The following is a 20,285-nucleotide window of genomic DNA, read 5'->3' as shown; positions in this document are numbered from 1 at the left end:
ATGCCGCTCAGACCTCGATGAGGGTGGCGAGCCGGCGCTCGACCACCGGCAGCACGTCGGCGACGGTGATCGTGCGGCCCAGCTCGGCGGTGAGCGACGTGACGCCCGCGTCACGGATGCCGCAGGGCACGATCCGGTCGAAGTACGTCAGATCGCAGTCGCAGTTGATCGAGAAGCCGTGCAGGGTGACCCCCCGGGCCACCCGGATGCCGATGGCGGCCACCTTGCGGGCCGGCCCCCGGTCGTCCTCGGGCACCCAGACCCCGCTGCGCCCGTCGACCCGGCCCGCTGCCAGGCCGAACTCGGCGCACACGCCGATGAGCAGGTCTTCCGTCCGGCGGACGTACGCCACGACGTCCACCGGGTCGGGCAGCCGCAGGATCGGGTAGCCGACGAGCTGACCCGGGCCGTGCCAGGTGATCTTGCCGCCCCGGTCCACGTCGACGACCGGGGTGCCATCCATGGGACGGTCCCACGGCTCGGTGCGCTTGCCCGCCGTGTAGACGCTCGGGTGCTCCAACAGCAGCACGGTGTCGCCGCGCTCACCGGCCACCACCGACTCGTGCAGGCGCCGCTGCTCGTCCCAGGCGGCCTGGTAGTCGAGCAGGCCGGCACGGACGGCCGTCAGGCCAGGGGTCGTCGTCGTCACGGCATCCAGCCTAATCCCGTACCCGCCTCCGATCGCTGGTGAGACGTCTCACCAGTGCTCGGTCAGGCCGGTGGGACCCGCCAGAGCCACACGTCGTCGACCCGCTGCGGTTCGCCGAACAGGGCCGTGGCGGTACGCCGGACCGCCGCCTCGTCGACCTCGAACTTCGCGCCGTGCACCGCGTCGGCGAGGACCAGCGTCTCGATCCGCCAGTGCCGCAGGTCGGACTGGACCTCCGTCCGGGTGCCGTCGGTGATGATCGGCACCAGCCCGGTGCGGCCGGCCTGGTCCATGAGCGCGCTCAGGGTGCGCGGCACCGGGCCGATCCGGCCGCGCCCGTCCGGGCCGCCCGGGCCCAGGAAGAAGCCGCCCGGGATGGCGAACTCGCCCTGCCGGTGCGCCAGGGCGTACGCCTGCCAGCGCTGGCCGTCCGGATAGATGTCCACGGTCAGCGGCAGCGGGGTCAGCGTGTTGCCGTCGGAGACGTAGTCGCGCCACGTGCCGGAGGTGATGAACGCCGGGATCGGCTCCCGCTCGTCGGTCAGCAGCGGGGTGGGCAGCAGCGGCAGCAGGGCCACCGCGAAACCGATCGCCCAGGCCAGCTCCGTCGAGCGGTGCCGGGGTGGCGCGGCCCGCAGCTGGTCGACGGTGTACGCCAGCAGCACCCCGATCACCGGGGCCACCACCAGCGCCAGCCGGGCGGGCAGCGCGGCGTTCACCACCGGCAACTGGCCGAGGATGTCGAACGGCATGAGCAGGTCGGTACGCCGTCCGTCGACCTTGGCGACCGGCCCGAAGGACAGCACCGAGAAGATCACCGCGACGACGCCCAGCGCCCAGAGGACCGCCCGGCGGCCGGGGTCGGCGCGTCGCCACAGCGCGACGAAGCAGACGACGGCGAGCACGAGCAGGGGAATGCCGAAGAACGAGTTCTCCTCGGTGGGGTTCGGCGCCAGCGCGGTGCCCAACCCGACCTCCCCGGCCAGGGATCGGCGCGGGAACGCGACGAACGCGGCGATGTCCTCGGAGTGGATCACCGGGTCGAAGCCGGTGCCGTGGAACCGTTGCGGCCCCGCGAAGTGCAACCACAGCGGATACGCCAGCAGCACGCCGGCCACCACGGCGGTCACGCCGAGCCCGCGCAGGAACGTGGGTAGCACGGCGCGGGCATCGGCCCGGTGGGCCGGGTGCAGCGCCCAGACGGCGACGAACACGCCGAGCGCGAGAGCGGCGAAGAACAGGCCCTCGGCGGCGATAGAGAAGGCCACCGCGACCAGCACGCCGAGGATCACCCCGTCGCGTAGCCAGTGCCCGGGGCGGCGCAGCGCGAACAGCCGCCAGATCAGCAGCGGGAACAGCCAGCCGGCGGTCCAGTTCAGGTGCGCGTTGGCGTGCGAGACCATGCCGGGGGAGTAGGCGATGAAGAGGCCACCCACGGCGGCGGCGAGCCGACTGCGTACGAGGTGCCGCGAGAGCAGCCAGTACCAGGCCAGCGCGGTGGCGAACAGGTTCAGGGTGAGGATCACGAGGAACGTCACCGGTGGCCCGACGAGGTACGTGAGCGGGGCGAACACCACCGCGTACACCGTGATCGAGGTGTTGACCGCGAGGTTCACGCCGTCCGGCACGTTGATCAGGTAGGTGAAGAAGGGGTTCTCCCCGTGGGTGACCGCGTGCCCGCCGAAGGCCAGCAGCCACTCGAAGAGCGCCTGGTCGCTGGAGTTGACGGTGATCGTGCGGACGTTCGGGTCACGCCACAGCCCACTGGTCACCCACACGGCGAGCGCGAGCGCCACCAGCACGACGATCAGGTCGGCCCGGAGGTCCCGACGGGTACGCGGCGACGACGCTGGTGCGGGCCCGGTGGCCAGCGACGGGGAGGACGGCACGCAGCGGACGTTACCAATCGGACCTGGACGAGCCGGTCAGACCGGCGGTTGTTGTCCGCTCCGATGCGGCCGTGGCGGGAGGAGTTCGGCATACACAACGGCTGTCGTGAATGTGTGAACAAGCCCCATGTCGGGGCCGCGACACATCGTCGTAACGTCTCGGCAACTTGACCGTGACCCAGTTCACAGTCTGCCCCGTCAGGAGGCCGTCGTGCGCCGCTCCTCATCCACCCTCGCCCGGCTGACCGGTGCGGTCGCCGGGCTCGTCCTCGCCGTCGCGGGCGCGATCACCCTCGCCACGCCCGCCCAGGCCGCCAGCCTCACCCAGGTCACCGGCTTCGGCTCCAACCCGGGCAACCTCGCCATGTACGCCTACCGGCCGGACAACCTGCCGGCCAACTCGCCGGCCGTCGTGCTGCTGCACGGGTGCGTCCAGAACGCCTCCGGCTACTTCGCCAACTCGGGCTGGCAGAAGTACGCCGACCTGTGGAAGTTCACGCTGATCGTCGCCCAGCAGCCCTCCGGCAACAACGCCAACTCCTGCTTCAACTTCTTCGAGACCGGTGACACGGCCCGGGGCCAGGGCGAGGCGCTGTCCATCAAGCAGATGGTCGACCACGCCAAGGCCAACTACGCGGTCGACGGCTCGCGGGTCTTCGTCAGCGGCCTCTCGGCGGGCGGCGCGATGAGCGCGGTCATGCTGGCCACCTACCCGGACGTCTTCGCCGCCGGATCCATCATCGCGGGCATCCCGTACCGCTGCGCCACCAGCATGGTCAACGCGTTCAGCTGCATGAACCCCGGCACGGACAAGACGCCGGCGGCCTGGGGCGACCTGGTCCGCGGCGCGTACGCCGGCTACACCGGTCCCCGCCCCCGGGTCGCCATCTGGCACGGCACGTCGGACACCACGGTCACCCCGCTCAACGGCACCGAGTCCCGCGACCAGTGGACCAACGTCCGGGGGATCTCGCAGACACCGACCAGCACGTCGTCGCTGCCCGCCAACACCAGCCTCGAGGTGTACGGCAACGACGAGGTACGCCTCTACCGCGTCGCCGGGATGGGCCACGGAACGCCCGTCGACCCGGGCTCCGGGGCGGACCAGTGTGGCACCGCCGCCGCGTACTTCCTGGACACCATCTGCTCGACGTACCGCGACGCGCTCTTTTTCGGCCTGAACAACGGCGGCACCACGCCCACGACCCCGCCGGCCACCTCGACCCCGTCGGCCACCCCCACCGCGACGCCCACGGCGAGCCCGACCCCGAGCACCCCGCCGACCTGCGTGACGGCGACCAACTACGCGCACGTGACGGCCGGGCGGGCGTACCAGTCCGGCGGGTACGCCTACGCCAACGGCTCGAACCAGCGCATGGGCCTCTACAACACCTTCTACACGAGCACCCTCAAGCAGACCGCCCCCAACTACTGGGTGATCGGCTGCTGACCCTCCTCCCCTCCCGGCGAGACCCCGTTGATCATGAAGTTAGCGCCCGACGCCTCGGCGTGTCGTGGCGCTAACTTCATGATCAACGCGTTCGGGTCAATCCTGGAGGGCTGCTTTCAGGGCGTCGGGCAGGGTGGGGTGGGCGTAGGGGAAGTTGGCCTCGGTCAGCACCCTGGGGTGGACCCTCGTGCTCGTCAGGGCTTCGTGGGCGAAGCCTCCCAGGGCCACCTTGAGGGCCAGCGCGGGGATCGGGATGACCGCCGGACGATGCAGCTGACGGGCCAGCTCCCGGGTGAACTCGGCGTTCGTCACCGGATTCGGCCCCACCACGTTGACCGGACCGGCGATCTCGTCGTGTGTCAGCAGGAAGAGGGTCGCGTCCAGCCAGTCCCGCATGGAGATCCACGGCAGCCACTGCCGGCCACTGCCCAACCGCCCGGCGATGCCCAGCCTGAACGGGAGCAACTGCGGCTTGAGCAGGCCGCCGTCGCGGTGCAGCGGCAGGCCGGTACGGAGCCGGACCACGCGTACCCCGGCGTCCTCGGCCGGCCGGGTCGCCGCCTCCCACACCCGGCATACGTCGGCCAGGAAGCCCTCGCCGGCGGGCGCGTCCTCCTCGACCACCCGGTCGCCCGTGTTGCCGTACCAGCCGACAGCCGACGAGTTGAGCAGCGCCCGGGGTCGGTCACCGGCCGGTAGGCCGGCGATCGTCGTCGCGAGCGTGGTGGTGCTGTCCACCCGGCTGGTCCTGATCAACCGCCGGTAGTCGTCGTTCCAGCGCTTGTCGCCGACACCGGCGCCGGCCAGGTTGACCACGGCGTCGGCGTCGGCGACCACCGCCGGGTCGAGGTGCGCGGCGGACGGGTTCCACTGCCGTTCGTGGGGGTCACGCGGCGCTCGTCGCACGAGTCGGGTGACCTGGTGCCCGTCGGCGACGAGCCGGTCGCCCAGCCGGGTGCCGAGGAAGCCGGACGCGCCGGCCATGAGGATCCGCATGCTCATATCTTCGGGTACGGAGGGCAGCTTGGATGCGCCGAGCCCGCGTACGCCCTCCCTGCGACCGTGCACCTGACGTCGCTACGTCCCTCGCAGCGCCGTCGGCGACACCGGTGGACGCCGACCTCGTACGGATCGGCATCCACCGGTTAGCTGTCAGCCGGTGGGCGGCGCGGGGCACTCCTCGATCAATGCCCAAGCGTTGAAGAATTTCGGCTGCGGTCCGAAGAAGGCCCCCAGATGGTGTGTCGGAGGCCCATGACGGTCGTCGCTGGGCAGCCAAATCGAGTCGCACTCCGGGCAGAGCAGGAACACCCGCCCGTCCTCACGAACCCGGTACCAGGTCTGCCAGTCCTGTCCGCACGCCGTGCAGGCGACCTTTAAGGTTTCTTGTACGTGCATCTCGCCGGATCCTTGATCGGGTACGCGGTGATCACCACGTCCGTGTTCTCTATTACCAGACAGAGGTATCTCTCCCCGTTCGTTCCGATCGGTCGATCCATTGGGATTCCCCACCACGCCTTGTCTCCCACGGCTTCGTTCAACATGCTCCCGTCTTTCTTCCGCCACGCCTCGTCGATCAGCGGAAAGACCTCTTCCTCCGTGACGCTGAAAACGGTGTGCAGCGGTTTGGAGGGATTCGGCTGCATGTGCGTGAGCACATGTAGCACGCGGTGATTTTCCCGGGAGCCGGGCCCGTAGTTCAGACCGGCCGGCGTTCGGTACCAGTCGTTCCCGAGATAGACGAGGTCGTCGGGGTCGAAGCAGTTGGTGTTGTGCACCAGCACCGACGTCGTACCTGCCAGCACATAGTACGTGTGGCTCCCGGCGACGGTCAGGTTGTGCATGACCTGCCGGCCCGGGAAGGTGCGCACGCCGGTCACCCGGGCCGCCTCGCCGCTCGCGGTGCGCACCATGCTGCCCACCCGCAGCTCGCCGGCGTTCACCCAGCTTCGGGCGTCCGGCGTCCAGAACGGGTGGTACGGAGTGGTGTTCAGGGTGGTCGATCCGGTGGCCGACCTGACCGTCACGTCGGTGAGCAGCCGGTCGGTGTTGCGGATCGCGTTGGTCACCGGCTGGGCGCTGGTGGCACCCGTGATCGGGTCCGTCGCCATCACCCGGTCGCCCGGGCGGATGTCGGCGATCGCCCTACTGCCGCCGCCAGCGAGCAGCACCGGCGTGTCGGCCGAGAAGCTGTTGCCTCGCAGGCACGAGGTGAGCCACAGTCGACCCCTCGCGACGTTCGCCGCCTGCAGGCTCGCCTCGGCCTGTTTGGCGGCGCGGCTGATGGTGTAGAGCTGCTTGGCGGCCTGGAAGCCCGCACCGACGAGTTTGGCGATGCCGGCGAACACCAGTGCTTCCGCCGCGATGCTGCCGAGTTGCAGCAGGGTGTCGGCGAGTGACTGGTCACCGTTGATGTACTTGTAGATGCTGAGACCGACCTCGCCGATGTCGATCACGGTGGTGGCGACGACGGCGCAGGCTACGGTCAGCACGCAGCCGATGCCGACGGCGATGGCGATGGGTGCCAGCAGCGCGGTAACGCCCTGCAACACCGCGGTGAGCATGACCAGTGTCTGCCCGCCCCGGAAGTCGGGGTCCAGGACGGTGGCCTGGCAGTTCTTGGCGAGCTGGCTGCCGTCCGGGTAGACGCTGCAGTAGGCCGAGTTGGTGTAGGCGCGGTTGGCCAGTTCGGCGGGGTCGGCGATGACGTTGCGGACACAGTTCTCGGCGTAGTCACCCCGCTCGCCGGTGAGCAGCTTCTCCCAGTCGCCCAACGGCCCCTCGGCGGCGAAGGTGACCGAGCACGCTTGGATCTCCCGGCCCTCGGCCAATTCGTACTGGTGGTAGGCGTCATTGGCGGCGGCGATCGCCTCCCCGGCGCTCTTCCCGGCCGCGACGGCCGAGTTGTACGCGCTGGTGGCCGAGGCGTGGGCCTCGGCCGCGGACTGGACGGCCCGTTCGTGTGACAGGACCGCCCAGGACGCCGAGCGGATCGCGCTGCGCGCCGAGGCGGAGGCCCGGGTCGCCGCCGCCTTGGCGGTCTGGACCGCGGCTGCCGCCTTGTCGACCGACTGGCTGGCCTGGTTGGCGTACTGGGCGGCCTGGCTCGCGTACCCGGCGGCCTTCTGTGCCGAGGCGGCTGCCTGGTTGGCGTAGTCGGCGGCCGCGGCGGCGTCCTTGCGGGCCTGGGCGGCGATGGACTGCGCCGTCATGGCGTTCTGCACCGCGGTCTGGGCGATCTGGTTGATCCGCTGCACCAGACCGGCGACCACGGCCAGGTGCGCCGCGGCGTCCTGGTCACGCTCGGCCGCGGCGTAGCGGCCCTCGTCGAGGAACTTTCGTAGCCCGGCCGGCGGTCCGTCCAACGCGATCTGCGCCGCGGCCTTCACCTCCGGGCCACTGTCCGGGCTGGCCTGGATCGTGTTGACCTGGATCCGTTGGCCAATGGTGGCGGCGGTGTACTGGCCGGAGGCGATGAAGTCACGCAGCTTCTGGCCGTCCCCGGAGTCCAGCGCCTCCTGGGCCTTCTGCGCCAGGTAGGTGTCGCCGGCCGTCTTCGCCGCGGACATGATCTGGTTGACCTTCAACCGGTCCTGGGTGTACCGGCCGGTGTAGTTCTGGGTCTGGAGGAACTGCGACACCTGCGCGTCGCTGCCCTCCAGGGCGGCGAGAGCAGCGTCCCGCAGGGCGGTGTTGTCGGTGACGGCGAGATTGCGCACCGCCACCCGGTCGTCCTGCCCGGCGGCCTCGGCGATACCGGTGCGGACGAACTCCAGCACCTGCGCCTCGGCGCCGCCGAGCGCGGTCATGGCCGCTTCCCGGGTCCACGTTCCGGACGCCTGGCTGAGGTTCAACGCGACCTTGCGGGCCTTCGTCACCGCGACGGCCGGGTCGGTGGCGGGATTGAGGACGTCGGCGATGAGGCCGTTGGTCTCCGCGTCGCGCTGCGCGGCCTGTACCGCGTCCCACTTCGCCGCGGCCTGCGCCTGGTCGTACTGGGCGGCAGCCTGCCGGGCCGCTTCCGTGCCCTCGTCCTGCGTGACCGCGAGCCGCTCGGCGTCCGCCGCGCGCGCCGCGTCGTAGATCTCGATCGCCTGGCTGGCCGTCTCCACCGCGGCCTGCGCCGCTGCCGTCGCCGCGGTGGCCGCCGCGGTCGCCCGTGCCGCAGCGGTGGAAGCGTCGCCGGCGTGGTTCGCCGCGTCGATCGCGGCGTCGGCTGCCTCCTCCGCGTGCTGCGCGGCCCGGTTCGCCGCGTCCCGTGCCCGGCCTGCCGCCGTGGCCGCCACCCGAAGGTAGTTCTCCGCCGCGGTGGCCGCCCGCAGTGCCCGGTCCGCGTCCGCCCGCGCCTGATTCGCCGCCGCTACCGCTTCCTTGGCGTCCGCGCCGGCCGCATTCGCCCACCGGGCGGCGTCGTCGTTGGCGTCCGCGGCCAGCTTCGCGTTGGTCGCCGCCGACCGGGCCGCGTCCAACGATTCCAGACCCGCCTGAATCGCCTGTCCCGCCAGGTGCGCGGTGGTGGCCAAGTCGCGCGCCAGGCGGGCGTTGTCCCGCGCCTCCTGCGCCCGGACCCGAGCCGTGTCCGCCTTCGTGGCATCCGTCGCCGCACCCGCCGCCGCGTTGTACGCCCGCGTCGCCGCCTGCTCCGCCTGCGACGCGGCGGATGCCGCCCGCTGGGCTGCTGCCGCGGCGGCCTGCGCCGCCCGGTTCGCCGACGCCGCCGCCTGCACGGCCACCTTCGCCGCCGATGCCGCCTTCTGGGCCGCCACCGCGGCCCGCTTCGCCTGCGCCGCCGCCTCGGCCGTGTCGTTTCGTGCCGCCTCGGTTGCCGCGGCGGCCAGCTCCGCCGACCGCTTCGCCGCCGCTGCGGCCTCCTTGGCCCGGGCCGCCTCGGACACCGCCCGATCGGTCTCCTGCTTGGCCAGGTCGCCCTGAGCCTGGGCCTGCGCCTGCAACGCGGTCAGCGTCTCGGTCTCCTGGTCACGGGCGGCGGCGACCGACCAGCCACCGTCCAGGAACGACTCCAACGCCTCCGGAGTGCCGGCGTCCAGCGCCTTCTGCGCGGCCGCCTTGACCTGTGGCCCGCCCGAGGCCATCGCCTGGTTGACCCGCACGCGTTGGTCCGTCAACCACCGCGACTGCCAACCCGAGTCCGCGAACTGCCGCCAGACAGCCGGGTCCGCCGAGTCCAGCGCCTGCTGCGCGGCCGCCTTGACCTGATTCCCGCCAGCCGCCATCAGCTGGTTGACCCGGATCCGGGTGTCGGTGTTCGTCGGCTGCTGCCAACCGCTGTTCAGGAACGTCGAAAGCGCATCCATGTCACCGGCGTCGGCCGCGTTGAGCGCCGCCTGGGCGGCCGCCCGCATCGCCGGTCCTGCCTCGGCGATCACCGACACGACCGCGTCCCGCTCGTCGAGCCGCTGCGCCTTCGCCCAGCCGTCGCTCACGAATGCCCGGATGTCGTCGTCGGAACCGACCAGGGCCAGCTCGGCTGCGGCCCGTACCTTGGCGCCGCCGTTCAACCAGGCCTGCACCACCGGCGTTCGCTCCGCGGCTGCGGGCGCCGGCTCAGCCGCCCGTGCCGAGTGCGCCGGAAGAAGGCCGGCCAGGAGGGCCAACACCGTGACCCGTGCCACGGCGGCCCGTCGCCACCTGGCTTGTCGGCGCCGCGCCGGTGGCGCGGCAGTCGCGGACTTCCTCGGAATCATGTTTGCTCCCCGTGAAAAGGCGCGCCGCCCCCTGGTCGAGGGCGGCGCGACATCGAACATTGGACGGAGGGCGGACTCGACGGACCGGGAGATGCCAGCTTTCCGGCTTCACGACGACGTCGGCGCGTCGACGTGTGGTCGCGAGTGATTGCCGCCTCCTGAGCCACCATCGCCGGGCACGCGGCACGCATCGCCCGAACGCGAACCTTCCTACGATGTGGACTGACGACACGCTACAAGTGCCGGATTGACCGCGCTGTCCCGCCGAATGTGTCTGGCGTCACATGCCCGGCCCAGGCGGCGAAGTGTCCGCCCGGGATGCTGCCGGCCGGCCGGGACGGACCGGCTCGCCGGTCAGATCACGGGGCGGTGCGTAGGTCGGCGAGCAGCCGCTCCACCTCGGCGTAGCACTCCGCGCTCAGCGGTCCCAGCGCCAGGGTGGCCAGGTTCTCCTCGGCCTGTGCCACCGTGCGCAGCCCGGGGATCGGCACCGTACGCGGGCTGCGGGCCAGCAACCAGCCGAGCGCGCCCTGGGCGAGGGTCCGGCCGTCGGCGGTGAGCGCCGCACGGACCCGCTCGACCCGCGCCGCCCACTCCGGCGTCGGACGGCCGTCGGTGTACCACCGCAACCACTCGGGCGTACGGCCGCGCACGTCGTCCGCGCCGAGCGCCCGGGTCGAGCCGGCGAGCAGCCCCATCGCCAGTGGCCCCCGGTTGAGGCTCGCCAGCTCGTGACGGTCGCACACGTCCAGGACCGCCGCGTTGTCGTTCAGCACCGACTCGTCGTGCTGGATTACGGCACAGTGCGGACCGGCGGCCGCGAATGTCTCCGCCGAGGCCGGGTTGTCGGTGCTCCAGCCGTACGCCCGGATCTTGCCCTGGTCGACGAGGCCTTCCAGCGTGCCGACCAGGTCGAGCGCGGCGGACGCCGGCAGTTCGTTGATGTGCAGTTGGTAGAGGTCCACGTGGTCGGTGCCGAGCCGGCGCAGCGACTCCTCCAGGCTGCGCACGGCGAACGCCGGGCTGGCGTCGGTGCCGAGCGCCCGTCGGCTGGCCTCGTCGCTGACGTTGCCGAACTTCGTGGCGATCACCGCCTCCGACCGGCGGCCCGCGAGAGCCCGCCCGAGGATGCGCTCGCTGTGCCCGGCGCCGTAGTTGCTGGCCGTGTCGAAGAGGGTCACGCCGAGGTCGAGGGCGCGGTGGATCGTACGGATCGACTCGTCGTCGTCGACCTCGCCCCAACCGAACGGCTGGCCGCCGTCACCCCAGAGCGGGCCGCCGATCGCCCAGCAGCCCATCCCGATCGCGCTCACCTCGATGCCGCTGCGTCCCAGCGTGCGTGTCGTCGTCATGCGGACCAGCCTCCAACCTGGAGCGCGCTCCAGGTCAAGGGACAACTAGCATCGGGGGACATGAGCGGTTACGCCCCCGCCGAGGCCGCCCGGCGCAGCGGCTTCAGCCTGGACACCCTGCGGTACTACGAGAAGATCGGTCTGCTGGCCGACGTGGGTCGTACGTCGGGTGGCCGGCGCGTCTTCACCGACGACGACCTGAGTTGGCTGCTGCTGTTCCGCTGCCTCCGGGACACCGGGATGCCGATCGCCCAGATGTGCCGGTACGCGTCGCTGGCCCGCGCCGGTGAGCACACCGTCGACGAGCGGCGTGAGCTGCTGCAACGGCACGCGGAGCAGGTGGAGGAGCAGATGCGCCTGCTCCAGCGTCAGTACGACCACCTGCGGGAGAAGATCCGCTTCTACGAGCGGCTACCCGGCGCGCCCGCTCCCGACGAGGGCCGGTGATCTCGGCTCAGTCGGCCGGCGCGGTCAGGCCGAGCAACTGCTCGGCGCTCCCTCGGCGGCTTTCGTGCCGGGTACACCGCGACGCTGCCCGCAGTCTAGACGGGCGTCGTCAGGGGGTGGTCGGCTCGTCGGGCTCCCGAAGGTCGTGCCAGCGGGCACGCCACGCCGCCTCGTGGGCCTCGTGCGTCGTGCGTTCCTGGAACACGGCGGACCGCAGCGCGTGCCGGGAGTCCGACATCACCATCACCTCGACGGCCACCAGCCCGACGCAGATCACGGTCGCCAGCGTGAGCGCGCCGAGCGCCGGCAGGTACAGGCCGACGGGCAGGGCCGCCGTGAGCGCCACGATGACGCCCACGCGGGTCCAGGTGACCGTGTGCAGGGTGCGCAGTTGGAACAGCATGTTGACGGCGAAGTACGTGATCAACCCGCCGAAGAGCATCGGCACCGCCGGCCCCTCGATCTTTTCCGCTATGCCGCCGGACGGATCGGTGATCTTGTGCAGGATCTCCTCGTTGCCGATCGAGAAGAGGATCACTCCGGCGATCATCGGCAGGTAGAGGTAGGCGTACGCGTCGCGGGCCATCGCCACGCGGGGAGCCCCCTCCGCCGCGTGCAGGGCGATTCGGGCGGCGGGCCCGACGAAGTCGAAGTGCGCCCACCAGAGCGCGGCGGTGATCACGATGCCGAGCGCGGCGGCGGCCACCGCCGGCCAGGTGACCGACTTGCCGAGCAGGTTGCCGCCCACTCCGGTGGAGATGATCGACTCACCGAGCGCGATGATCAGGATGAGGTCGTAGCGCTCGGTCCAGTGCTCCGCGCTGGTCACCCCCCAACCCCAGGTGCCGACGATGAAGCCGGTCGCGTACTGCACCACCACCACGACGATCCACAGCCCGTCACGGACCAGGGCGGCCCGTTCGGGGTCGGTGATCTGCGGCGGGATCGACGCGGCGGCGAGCAGCAGCAGGATGCTCACCGCCAACTCCGGGGCGAAGCGTCTGAGCTGGCGTCGCTCCTGCGGGCTGTCCCGCACCACGTGCTGGTACAGGAACATGTGCACGGCCCGGACCACGACGTAGCTGATGGCCACCAGCATCGGGCCGGCCGCGCTGCCCTTCGGATCGCTGAACGCCTGCGGCAGCCCCAGCGCGAACGCGAACAGCGCGACCATCGCGATCACCATGAGCGCCGGCACGTAGCCCTCGCCGAGCCGCACCCGGGTGGCGACCAGGCTGTGCACCACCCAGATCCACCAGAGCACGGCGAGCACCAGGGCGGCGTGCAGCAGTTGACGACCGGAGATGTTCGCGGCCGTCGCGCGGGTGATGATGAAGAACGAGAAGACGAAGACCAGGTCGAAGAAGACCTCGAACTTGTCCACCCGGGCCCCGGGGGCGATCGGGACGGCCGGTCCCAGCTGTCCGCGCCGCCGGTTACCGCCCACGGTCCCACTCTGGCAGCGTGTGGCCTGGTCGGAGGACGGAACGGGTCAGCCGGGGTCGCGGAAGCGCAGCCCGTCCATCAGCAGGTCGAGCAGCCGGTCGGCCTGGGCGCTCTCGTCGGCGGCCAGGGAGATGCCACTCAGGCCCGCCAGCACGTCGCCGGCGGCGACGTCGGCCCGGACGGCGCCCGCCGCCACGCCCGCGGCCAGCAACTGGCCGAGCGCTGCCAGCAGCAGGTCCCGGCTCTGCGCGTACGGGTTGGCGCCGGAGGCGATGACGAGGCGCAGCGCGTCCGCCATGCCCCGCTTCGTGGCGAGGTAGTCGAGGAAACGCGACATCCACTCCCGCAGCGCGCGTTCGGGCGGTAACCGGTCGACAAGCTGCGGCGCGGCGGCACAGAGCCGGGCCAGCTCGTTGCGGTACGCCGCCTCGACCAGCGCCTCGCGGGTGGGGAAGTGGCGGTACAGGGTGCCGATGCCCACCCCTGCCTCGCGGGCAATGGCGTCGAGCGTTACCTCCGGCCCGGGGCGGGAAAAAGCCTGGACCGCGACCTGAAGCAGGCGTTCGCGGTTGCGCAGCGCGTCCGCCCGCAGTCGGCGGGGGCTGGGCTCCGGCACCGTCTCCTCCTCGCTGGGCAGGTGTAACGCACAGGACATGGCAAGCGGAGGGAACTCCGGTTAGTGTCGACCGCAGCGGAGGGTCCTCCGCTTCCATCGTACCGGCGGGCCGACCGGCCCGCCCCAGCCTGGACAAGGATGGATCATGACGAGGAGCAACCCGATCACCACGTCGTTCGCCCCCGACTCCACCGCCATGGACGTGATCCGGGGCGTGGACCTGGTCGGCCGGCGGGCGATCGTCACCGGCGGATCGTCCGGTATCGGCGTGGAGACCGCCCGTGCCCTGGCCAGCGCCGGCGCGGAGGTCACCCTGGCCGTCCGCAACCCCGACGCCGGCCAGAAGGCCGCCGACGACATCACCGGCACCACCGGCAACGACCGCGTCCTGGTCGCCCCGCTCGACCTCGCCGACCAGGGTTCGATCGCCGACTTCGTCGCCAACTGGGACGGCCCGCTGCACATCCTGGTCAACAACGCCGGCATCATGGCCGCGCCCCTGAGCCGCACCCCGCAGGGCTGGGAGATGCAGTTCGCCACCAACCACCTCGGGCACTTCGCGCTCGCCACCGGGCTGCGCCCGGCGCTCGCCGCCGCCGACGGGGCCCGCGTCGTCTCGGTCAGCTCCGCCGCCCACCTGCGCTCGCCGGTGGTCTTCGAGGACATCCAGTACGACCGCCGCGAGTACGAGCCCTGGCAGGCGTACGGGCAGTCGAAGACGGCCAACGTGCTCTTCGCCGTGGAGGCGACCCGCCGCTGGGCCGACGACGGCATCTACACCAACTCGCTGATGCCCGGCGCGATCCGCACCAACCTCCAGCGTTACGTCAGCGATGAGGAGCTGAACCGGATGCGGGCGGGCAACGCGGCGGCCTGGAAGACCGTGGAGCAGGGCGCCGCCACGTCGGTGCTGGCGGCCGCGTCCCCGCTGCTCGACGGTGTCGGCGGGCGCTACTTCGAGAACTGCCAACAGGCTGCCCCGGCCCAGCCCGGCGGGCGCACGGGCGTCGCCGAGTACGCGCTGGACCCGGAGGCCGCCGAGCGGCTCTGGGAGGTCTCGACCGCGCTGCTCAAGGGCTGAGCGGGAACAGACGAAGGGGCGCCCCGGTCGACGACCGGGGCGCCCCTCTCGGCGTTGCGGCGGATCAGGCCAGGCCCAGCTCCGACTCGAAGTTGCCGCCCTCCAGGCGCTCCTTGACCGAGGTCAGGAAGCGGGCCGCGTCGGCGCCGTCGATCAGCCGGTGGTCGTACGACATGGCCAGGTAGACCATCGACCGGACCGCGATGACCTCGCCCAGGTTCGGGTCGTTGACCACGACCGGACGCTTCACCACGGCGCCCGTGCCCAGCATCGCCGACTGCGGCGACGGCACGATCGGCGTGTCGAAGAGCGCGCCCCTGCTGCCCGTGTTGGTCAGCGTGAACGTCGCCCCGGCCATCTCGTCCGGGGTGATCTTGTTGTTCCGGGTGCGCTCGGCGAGGTCGGCGATCCGCTTGGCGATGCCACCCATGTTGAGGTCACCGGCGTTGTGGATGACCGGCACGAGCAGGCCGCGCTCGGTGTCCACGGCGATGCCGAGGTGCTCGGCCGCCGGGTAGGTGATCGTGCCGCCGTCCAGGTCCATGCTGGCCTGGATGATCGGGTGGGTCTGGAGCGCCTCGATGGCGGCGAGGGCGAAGAACGGCAGGAAGGACAGCTTCACGCCGTGCTTGGCCAGGAACGAGTCCTTGGCCTGGGCCCGCAGCTTGGCGACCTTGGTGACGTCGACCTCGACGACCGTGGTCAGCTGTGCCGTCTCGTGCAGCGACTGCTGCATCCGCTTGGCGATGGTCGCCCGGATCCGCGGCAGCTTCTCCGTGGTCCCCCGCTTCGCGCTGGGCTGCGGCTTGGCGGCCGGCTTCGGCGCGGCGGCGGACGGCGCGGCGGCGGGCTGTGCCGCCGGAGCCGGCGCGGCCGCGGCGGCCTTGGCCTTCTCGGCCGCGTCGAGGACGTCCTGCTTGCGGATCCGGCCACCCACTCCGGTGCCGTTGAGCGCGGCCAGGTCCACGCCGTGCTCGTTGGCCAGCTTGCGTACCAGCGGCGTGACGTACCCGGCCGCCTCCTCGCCGCCCTGCGCCGGCGCGGACGGGCGCTGCGGCGCGGCGGTCGGCGCGGACGGCTGGGCGGCCTGCTCGGCCTTCGCCGGCTGCGCCGACGTCTCCGCCTCGGCGGCCGGCTCGTTGTACGACATGCCCGGGGTGGGCTCCTCGACCTTCGGCTCCGGCTTCGGCTCGGCCTTGGGGGCCGGCGCGGCCTCCGCCTTCGGTTCGGGCTTCGTCTCGGTCTTCGCCGGAGCCGGGGCTCCGCCCTCGGCGCCGATCACCACGAGGTCGGCGCCGACCGCGGCGGTCTCGTCCTCGGCGACCTTGATCTCCAGCACGGTGCCGGCCACCGGCGACGGGATCTCGGTGTCGACCTTGTCGGTGGACACCTCCAGCAGCGGCTCGTCCACCTCGACGGTGTCGCCGACCTGCTTGAGCCAGCGGGTGACCGTACCCTCGGTGACGCTCTCGCCCAGGGCCGGCATCTTGACCGCGGTGCCCTCGCCCGACGACGCGGCGGCCGGAGCCGGCGCCTCGGCCGGGGCCTCGTCCTGCGCCACCTGGTCGGCGGTGCCCTCGGCGGCGGCGGTCGGCTCGGCGGCGGGCTCGACCGACTCGGCCGGGGCCTGCTGCTGCTCCTGCGGCGCGGCCTCGCCGCCGCCGGTCGACTCGCCCTCACCGGCGATGACGGCCAGCTCGCTGCCGACCTCGGCGGTCTCGTCCTCGCCGACCACGATGCGGCTCAGCACACCCGCCGCGGGGGACGGGATCTCGGTGTCGACCTTGTCGGTCGAGACCTCGAGCAGGGGCTCGTCGACCTCGACCGTGTCGCCCTCCTGCTTGAGCCAGCGCGTGACGGTGCCCTCGGTGACGCTCTCGCCGAGCCGGGGCATGGTGACCGATACCGGCATGTTCTCCAGACTCCTTCATTCCCCTGGGGGGATCTTCGCCCGTCGCCGGACGCCGCGGTTTGTGTGATCAGGCGTGCGCGTGCAGCGGCTTACCGGCGAGGGCCAGGTGCGCCTCGCCCAGGGCCTCGTTCTGGGTCGGGTGGGCGTGCACGAGCTGGGCGACCTCCGCCGGGTAGGCCTCCCAGTTGTAGATGAGCTGCGCCTCGCCGATCAGCTCACCCACCCGGGCGCCGACCATGTGGACGCCGACCACCGGGCCGTCCTCGACGCGGACCAGCTTCACGAAGCCGGTGGTCTTGAGGATCTGGCTCTTGCCGTTGCCACCCAGGTTGTAGTTGTAGGTCTTGACCTTGTCGGCGCCGTACTGCTCCTTGGCCTTCGCCTCGGTCAGGCCGACCGACGCCAGCTCGGGGTCGCAGTAGGTGACGCGCGGGATGCCGACCTCGTCGATGACGGCGGGGGTCTGCCCGGCGATCTCCTCGGCGACGAAGATGCCCTGCTGGAAGCCCCGGTGCGCGAGCTGGAGGCCGGGCACGATGTCGCCGACGGCGTAGACGTTCGGCACGCTGGTGCGCAGCCGCTCGTCGGTCAGCACGTAGCCGCGGTCCATCTTGACGCCCTGCTCCTCGTACCCGAGGTTCGCGGTGTTCGGACCGCGACCCACGGCGACCAGCAGCAGCTCGGCCTCGACGGTCTCGCCGCCGGAGATGGTCAGCTTGACGCCGTTCTCGGTCTTCTCGACCTTCTCGAACGGCTTGCCGACCTTGAAGTTGATCCTGCGCTTACGGAACGCCCGCTCCAACGCCTTCGACGACTCCTCGTCCTCGGCGGCGACCAGCCGGGGCAGCGCCTCGACGATCGTCACGTCCACGCCGAAGGACTTCCACACGCTGGCGAACTCGACGCCGATGACGCCGCCACCCAGCACGATCACCGACGAGGGGATCCGGTCCAGGGTCAGCGCGTGGTCGCTCGTGATGATCCGCTCGCCGTCGACCTCCAGGCCGGGCAGGCTCTTCGCGTACGAACCGGAGGCCAGCACGATGTTGCGGCCGGTGTAGCGCTTGCCGTCGACCTCGACCACGTTCGGGCCCACGAGCTTGCCGTGGCCCTCGACGATGGTGATCGACTTGTTGCCCTTCAACATGCCCTGGAGGCCCTTGTACAGGCGGGCGATCACGCCGTCCTTGTACGAGTTGACCCCCGCCATGTCGATACCGACCAGCTCGGCCTTCACACCGAACTGCTCCGACTCGCGGGTCTGGTCGGCGATCTCGGCCGCGTGCAGCAACGCCTTCGTGGGGATGCAGCCGTTGTGCAGGCAGGTGCCTCCGAGCTTGCCCTTCTCGACCAGCGCGACCTTCAGGCCCAGCTGGACGGCGCGCAGGGCGGTCGCGTAACCGCCGCTGCCACCTCCGAGGATGACGATGTCGAAGGTCGCTTCGTTCGGCTCGCTCACGTCCAACTCCCAGGTCGCGTCACTGCATCGGGGGTCACGGAGGTGTAACACGGACACACCCCACCTCGGTCATCTTGTCACCACTGGGCGCAGGGTGCGTACTGAGGTGCCCAACGACACGTCATCGACACGTACCCTTGGCACCGTTGTCGATGACGTCAGGTGGGGGAGAGATCCGGTGGGGTTGTTCCGGCGTCGCAAACAGGCGCGTGTGGCGAGCCACGATCGTGCGGCCGATCGTGGCGATCTGGCCCATCTGGAGAACTTCATCCGGAGCCGGCGAGGCGTCGAGGCGTTCATCGAGCCCAGGACGACGGTCACCGAAACCACCGTCATCCTGATCGCCGACGACGGGGAGTGGACCCGCCGCCGCATCGACGGCCCCGACGGCGCGCGCCGCTTCGCGTACCGGATGGGCATCCCGGTCTACGACGTCCGGCTGATGGGCTACCCGCAGCGGATGCGCGACTTCAACGAGCGCCGCAAGCGCCGCCCCGAGCTGTACTGACGAAGAGGGCCCCCGGCGTGACGCCGGAGGCCCTCTCGTCGTCCGACCCGTCAGCCGTTGGCGGCGACGTCCTCGACGAGCTGCACCAGGGTGCGGACCGGCACGCCGGTGCCGCCCTTGGTCCAGTAGCCGGTCGCCTCGCCCGAGTGGTAGCCCGGACCGGCGATGTCGATGTGCGCCCACGCCACGTCGTCGGTCACGAACTCGCGCAGGAAAACGCCGCCCTGCAGCATGTGCCCCGCCCGGTCCATCCCGGCGTTGACCTGCGAGATGTCCGCCACGTCGGAGTCCATGCCCTTGCGCACGTCGTCCGGCAGCGGCATCGGCCAGGCCGGCTCGCCGACCGCGTCGCCGACCGTACGGACCCGCTCGCACAGCTCGGGGGTACCCATCACGCCGGCGACCCGCTTGCCCAGCGCGATCACCTGACCGCCGGTCAGGGTGGACGTCTCGAACAGGTAGTCCGTGCCGTCGGCGCAGGCGCGGGCGATGGCGTCGGCCAGGACCATCCGGCCCTCGGCGTCGGTGTTGAGCACCTCCACCTTCTTGCCGCTGAACATGCTGATCACGTCGCCCGGCCGGTAGCTGGTGCCCGACGGCATGTTCTCGGCCATCGGCAGGTACGCGCTGACCGCCACGGACGGCTTCAACGCGGCGATCGCCAGCATCGCCGCGCCCACCGCGGCGGCGCCCGCCATGTCGGACTTCATCTCCCACATGCCCTGCGCCGGCTTGATCGAGATACCGCCGGTGTCGAAGGTGATGCCCTTGCCAACCAGCGCGACCCGCTTGCCGTTGCCGGCGTCCTGCGGCGTGTAGGTGAGCTTCACCAGCCGCGGCGGGGCCTCCGAGCCCTGCCCGACCGCGATGATGCCGCCGTACCCGCCGGCGGCCAACGCCGCCTCGTCCAGCACCTCGACGCCGAGGCCGGCGTCACGGGCGGCGGCGGCCACGGCGTCGGCGAACGACGGGGGACGCAGCTCGTTCGGGGCGGTGTTCACCCAGTCCCGGCTGGTCCGGACCGCGCCGGCGACCGCCTGCGCGCGGGTGATCTCCGCCTGGGCGCCCGTGTCGGCGGCGTCCGGAACGGCGACGAGCACCTCGGCCACCGGCTCCCGCCGGGCCGGCTGCGGCCGGGTCTTGTAGCCGGCGAAGCGGTAGCCGCCGAGCAGCGCGCCCTCGGCGACCGCGCGCAGCGCGGCCAGCGCGTCCGCGTCGTCGGGCAACGGCAGGCTGAGCGCCACCTTCGGCGCGCCCGCCAGGGCACGCACCGCCGCGCCGGAGGCGCGACGCAGCGTCTCCGGCGCCGGAGCGGCACCCGACGGCTCCGGGCCGAGCCCGACCGCGACGACCAGTGGAGCGGTGACGGTACCCAGCGTGGCCAGCTTGATCACCTCGCCCGGGCCACCGGTCGCGCCGAGCAGCGCCAGCGTCTCGGTCAGCTTGCCGTCGAACGCGACGGCGATGCTCTCCGCGCCGCTGCCGAGCAGCAGGGTGCCGGCGAGGCCGCTGGTGGCGTCCTGCTCTCCGGTCTGGCTGTGCACGCCGATCACGATCGCGTCGACGGCGAGCTCCGCCGGGTCGGTGTCGACCAGGCTCAGGGTGGTCGTGCGGGGGGTTGTCACTGAAGCTACTCCGGGCGGGCCGGGCCGGTCGCGTCCTTGCGTACCAGCGGTGAAGGTCTCCGGCGGAACCTACCCGCCGGACGTCAGGGCTGTCCCGTCGATCACACCAACGGGGTCCCGCCGATGCTAACCAGCGGCGTAACCCC

General features: G+C 71.6%; 15 protein-coding genes. 4 read left to right on the top strand and 11 right to left on the bottom strand.

Features of this window, described 5'->3' with window-relative positions; all coding sequences use genetic code 11:
• Positions 1 to 7 precede the first annotated feature (7 nt).
• Positions 8 to 649: a lipoyl(octanoyl) transferase LipB gene (gene lipB / locus ACTFTM_RS23950; RefSeq protein WP_449562709.1), complete on the bottom strand. Its 642-nt coding sequence runs from the start codon at positions 647 to 649 to the stop codon at positions 8 to 10.
• A 62-nt stretch (positions 650 to 711) separates the two neighbouring features.
• Positions 712 to 2,538 (bottom strand): DUF2079 domain-containing protein, encoded by a 1,827-nt coding sequence (locus ACTFTM_RS23945; RefSeq protein ID WP_449562708.1) that lies wholly within the window; start codon positions 2,536 to 2,538, stop codon positions 712 to 714.
• A 211-nt stretch (positions 2,539 to 2,749) separates the two neighbouring features.
• Between ACTFTM_RS23945 and ACTFTM_RS23940 the strand changes: the two genes are divergently transcribed.
• Positions 2,750 to 3,988 carry an extracellular catalytic domain type 1 short-chain-length polyhydroxyalkanoate depolymerase gene (locus tag ACTFTM_RS23940; RefSeq protein WP_449562707.1) on the top strand — a complete coding sequence of 413 codons (1,239 nt, stop codon included), beginning with the start codon at positions 2,750 to 2,752 and terminating at the stop codon, positions 3,986 to 3,988.
• Between the two features lie 96 nt (positions 3,989 to 4,084).
• Here ACTFTM_RS23940 and ACTFTM_RS23935 read toward each other — a convergent pair whose 3' ends face one another.
• The 4 genes from ACTFTM_RS23935 to ACTFTM_RS23920 all read right to left on the bottom strand — a co-directional run bounded on the left by ACTFTM_RS23935 (position 4,085) and on the right by ACTFTM_RS23920 (position 11,045).
• Complete coding sequence (locus ACTFTM_RS23935) at positions 4,085 to 4,984, bottom strand: TIGR01777 family oxidoreductase (protein WP_449562706.1); 900 nt, start codon at positions 4,982 to 4,984, stop codon at positions 4,085 to 4,087.
• Positions 4,985 to 5,140: 156 nt separating this feature from the next.
• Positions 5,141 to 5,386, bottom strand: a complete 246-nt coding sequence (locus tag ACTFTM_RS23930; protein WP_449562705.1) for a hypothetical protein — start codon at positions 5,384 to 5,386, stop codon at positions 5,141 to 5,143.
• Entirely contained in the window at positions 5,365 to 9,621 is a 4,257-nt protein-coding gene (locus ACTFTM_RS23925) for a polymorphic toxin-type HINT domain-containing protein (RefSeq protein ID WP_449562704.1), read from the bottom strand. The genes ACTFTM_RS23930 and ACTFTM_RS23925 overlap by 22 nt, the downstream gene beginning before the upstream one ends.
• 431 nt (positions 9,622 to 10,052) lie before the next feature.
• Entirely contained in the window at positions 10,053 to 11,045 is a 993-nt protein-coding gene (locus ACTFTM_RS23920) for an aldo/keto reductase (protein ID WP_449562703.1), read from the bottom strand.
• A 60-nt stretch (positions 11,046 to 11,105) separates the two neighbouring features.
• Here ACTFTM_RS23920 and ACTFTM_RS23915 point away from each other — a divergent pair, with 60 nt between their 5' ends.
• On the top strand, positions 11,106 to 11,492 hold the full coding sequence (locus ACTFTM_RS23915; protein WP_449562702.1) for a MerR family transcriptional regulator: 387 nt from the start codon (positions 11,106 to 11,108) through the stop codon (positions 11,490 to 11,492).
• Positions 11,493 to 11,601: 109 nt separating this feature from the next.
• Here the strand turns inward: ACTFTM_RS23915 and ACTFTM_RS23910 are convergent, their stop codons facing one another.
• Positions 11,602 to 12,939: a low temperature requirement protein A gene (locus ACTFTM_RS23910; RefSeq protein WP_449562701.1), complete on the bottom strand. Its 1,338-nt coding sequence runs from the start codon at positions 12,937 to 12,939 to the stop codon at positions 11,602 to 11,604.
• Between the two features lie 45 nt (positions 12,940 to 12,984).
• Positions 12,985 to 13,593 carry a TetR/AcrR family transcriptional regulator gene (locus tag ACTFTM_RS23905; RefSeq protein WP_449562700.1) on the bottom strand — a complete coding sequence of 203 codons (609 nt, stop codon included), beginning with the start codon at positions 13,591 to 13,593 and terminating at the stop codon, positions 12,985 to 12,987.
• Positions 13,594 to 13,699: 106 nt separating this feature from the next.
• Between ACTFTM_RS23905 and ACTFTM_RS23900 the strand changes: the two genes are divergently transcribed.
• Complete coding sequence (locus ACTFTM_RS23900; RefSeq protein WP_449562699.1) at positions 13,700 to 14,635, top strand: SDR family NAD(P)-dependent oxidoreductase; 936 nt, start codon at positions 13,700 to 13,702, stop codon at positions 14,633 to 14,635.
• A gap of 64 nt (positions 14,636 to 14,699) precedes the next feature.
• Here ACTFTM_RS23900 and sucB read toward each other — a convergent pair whose 3' ends face one another.
• Together sucB and lpdA are read right to left on the bottom strand one after the other, a co-directional pair.
• Positions 14,700 to 16,547: a 2-oxoglutarate dehydrogenase, E2 component, dihydrolipoamide succinyltransferase gene (gene sucB / locus ACTFTM_RS23895; protein WP_449562698.1), complete on the bottom strand. Its 1,848-nt coding sequence runs from the start codon at positions 16,545 to 16,547 to the stop codon at positions 14,700 to 14,702.
• Between the two features lie 67 nt (positions 16,548 to 16,614).
• Positions 16,615 to 18,006 (bottom strand): dihydrolipoyl dehydrogenase, encoded by a 1,392-nt coding sequence (gene lpdA, locus ACTFTM_RS23890; RefSeq protein ID WP_449562697.1) that lies wholly within the window; start codon positions 18,004 to 18,006, stop codon positions 16,615 to 16,617.
• Between the two features lie 178 nt (positions 18,007 to 18,184).
• On the opposite strand from lpdA, the gene ACTFTM_RS23885 reads away from it, so the two are divergent.
• Positions 18,185 to 18,514 carry a hypothetical protein gene (locus ACTFTM_RS23885; protein ID WP_396799101.1) on the top strand — a complete coding sequence of 110 codons (330 nt, stop codon included), beginning with the start codon at positions 18,185 to 18,187 and terminating at the stop codon, positions 18,512 to 18,514.
• A gap of 50 nt (positions 18,515 to 18,564) precedes the next feature.
• On the opposite strand, the gene ACTFTM_RS23880 is transcribed toward ACTFTM_RS23885, so the two are convergent.
• Complete coding sequence (locus ACTFTM_RS23880) at positions 18,565 to 20,139, bottom strand: leucyl aminopeptidase (protein ID WP_449562696.1); 1,575 nt, start codon at positions 20,137 to 20,139, stop codon at positions 18,565 to 18,567.
• Positions 20,140 to 20,285: the final 146 nt, after the last annotated feature.

This window comes from Micromonospora sp. RB23 (assembly GCF_053585025.1).
This window is presented reverse-complemented; position numbering and strand designations above follow the sequence as displayed.

Excerpts from the sequence above, each read along its gene's own strand:
- ACTFTM_RS23930 (WP_449562705.1), bottom strand. The coding sequence starts at position 5,386 with ATGCACGTACAAGAAACCTTAAAGGTCGCCTGCACGGCGTGCGGACAG.
- ACTFTM_RS23900 (WP_449562699.1), top strand. The coding sequence starts at position 13,700 with ATGACGAGGAGCAACCCGATCACCACGTCGTTCGCCCCCGACTCCACC.
- ACTFTM_RS23920 (WP_449562703.1), bottom strand. The coding sequence starts at position 11,045 with ATGACGACGACACGCACGCTGGGACGCAGCGGCATCGAGGTGAGCGCG.
- ACTFTM_RS23935 (WP_449562706.1), bottom strand. The coding sequence starts at position 4,984 with ATGCGGATCCTCATGGCCGGCGCGTCCGGCTTCCTCGGCACCCGGCTG.
- ACTFTM_RS23905 (WP_449562700.1), bottom strand. The coding sequence starts at position 13,593 with ATGTCCTGTGCGTTACACCTGCCCAGCGAGGAGGAGACGGTGCCGGAG.
- ACTFTM_RS23915 (WP_449562702.1), top strand. The coding sequence starts at position 11,106 with ATGAGCGGTTACGCCCCCGCCGAGGCCGCCCGGCGCAGCGGCTTCAGC.
- sucB (WP_449562698.1), bottom strand. The coding sequence starts at position 16,547 with ATGCCGGTATCGGTCACCATGCCCCGGCTCGGCGAGAGCGTCACCGAG.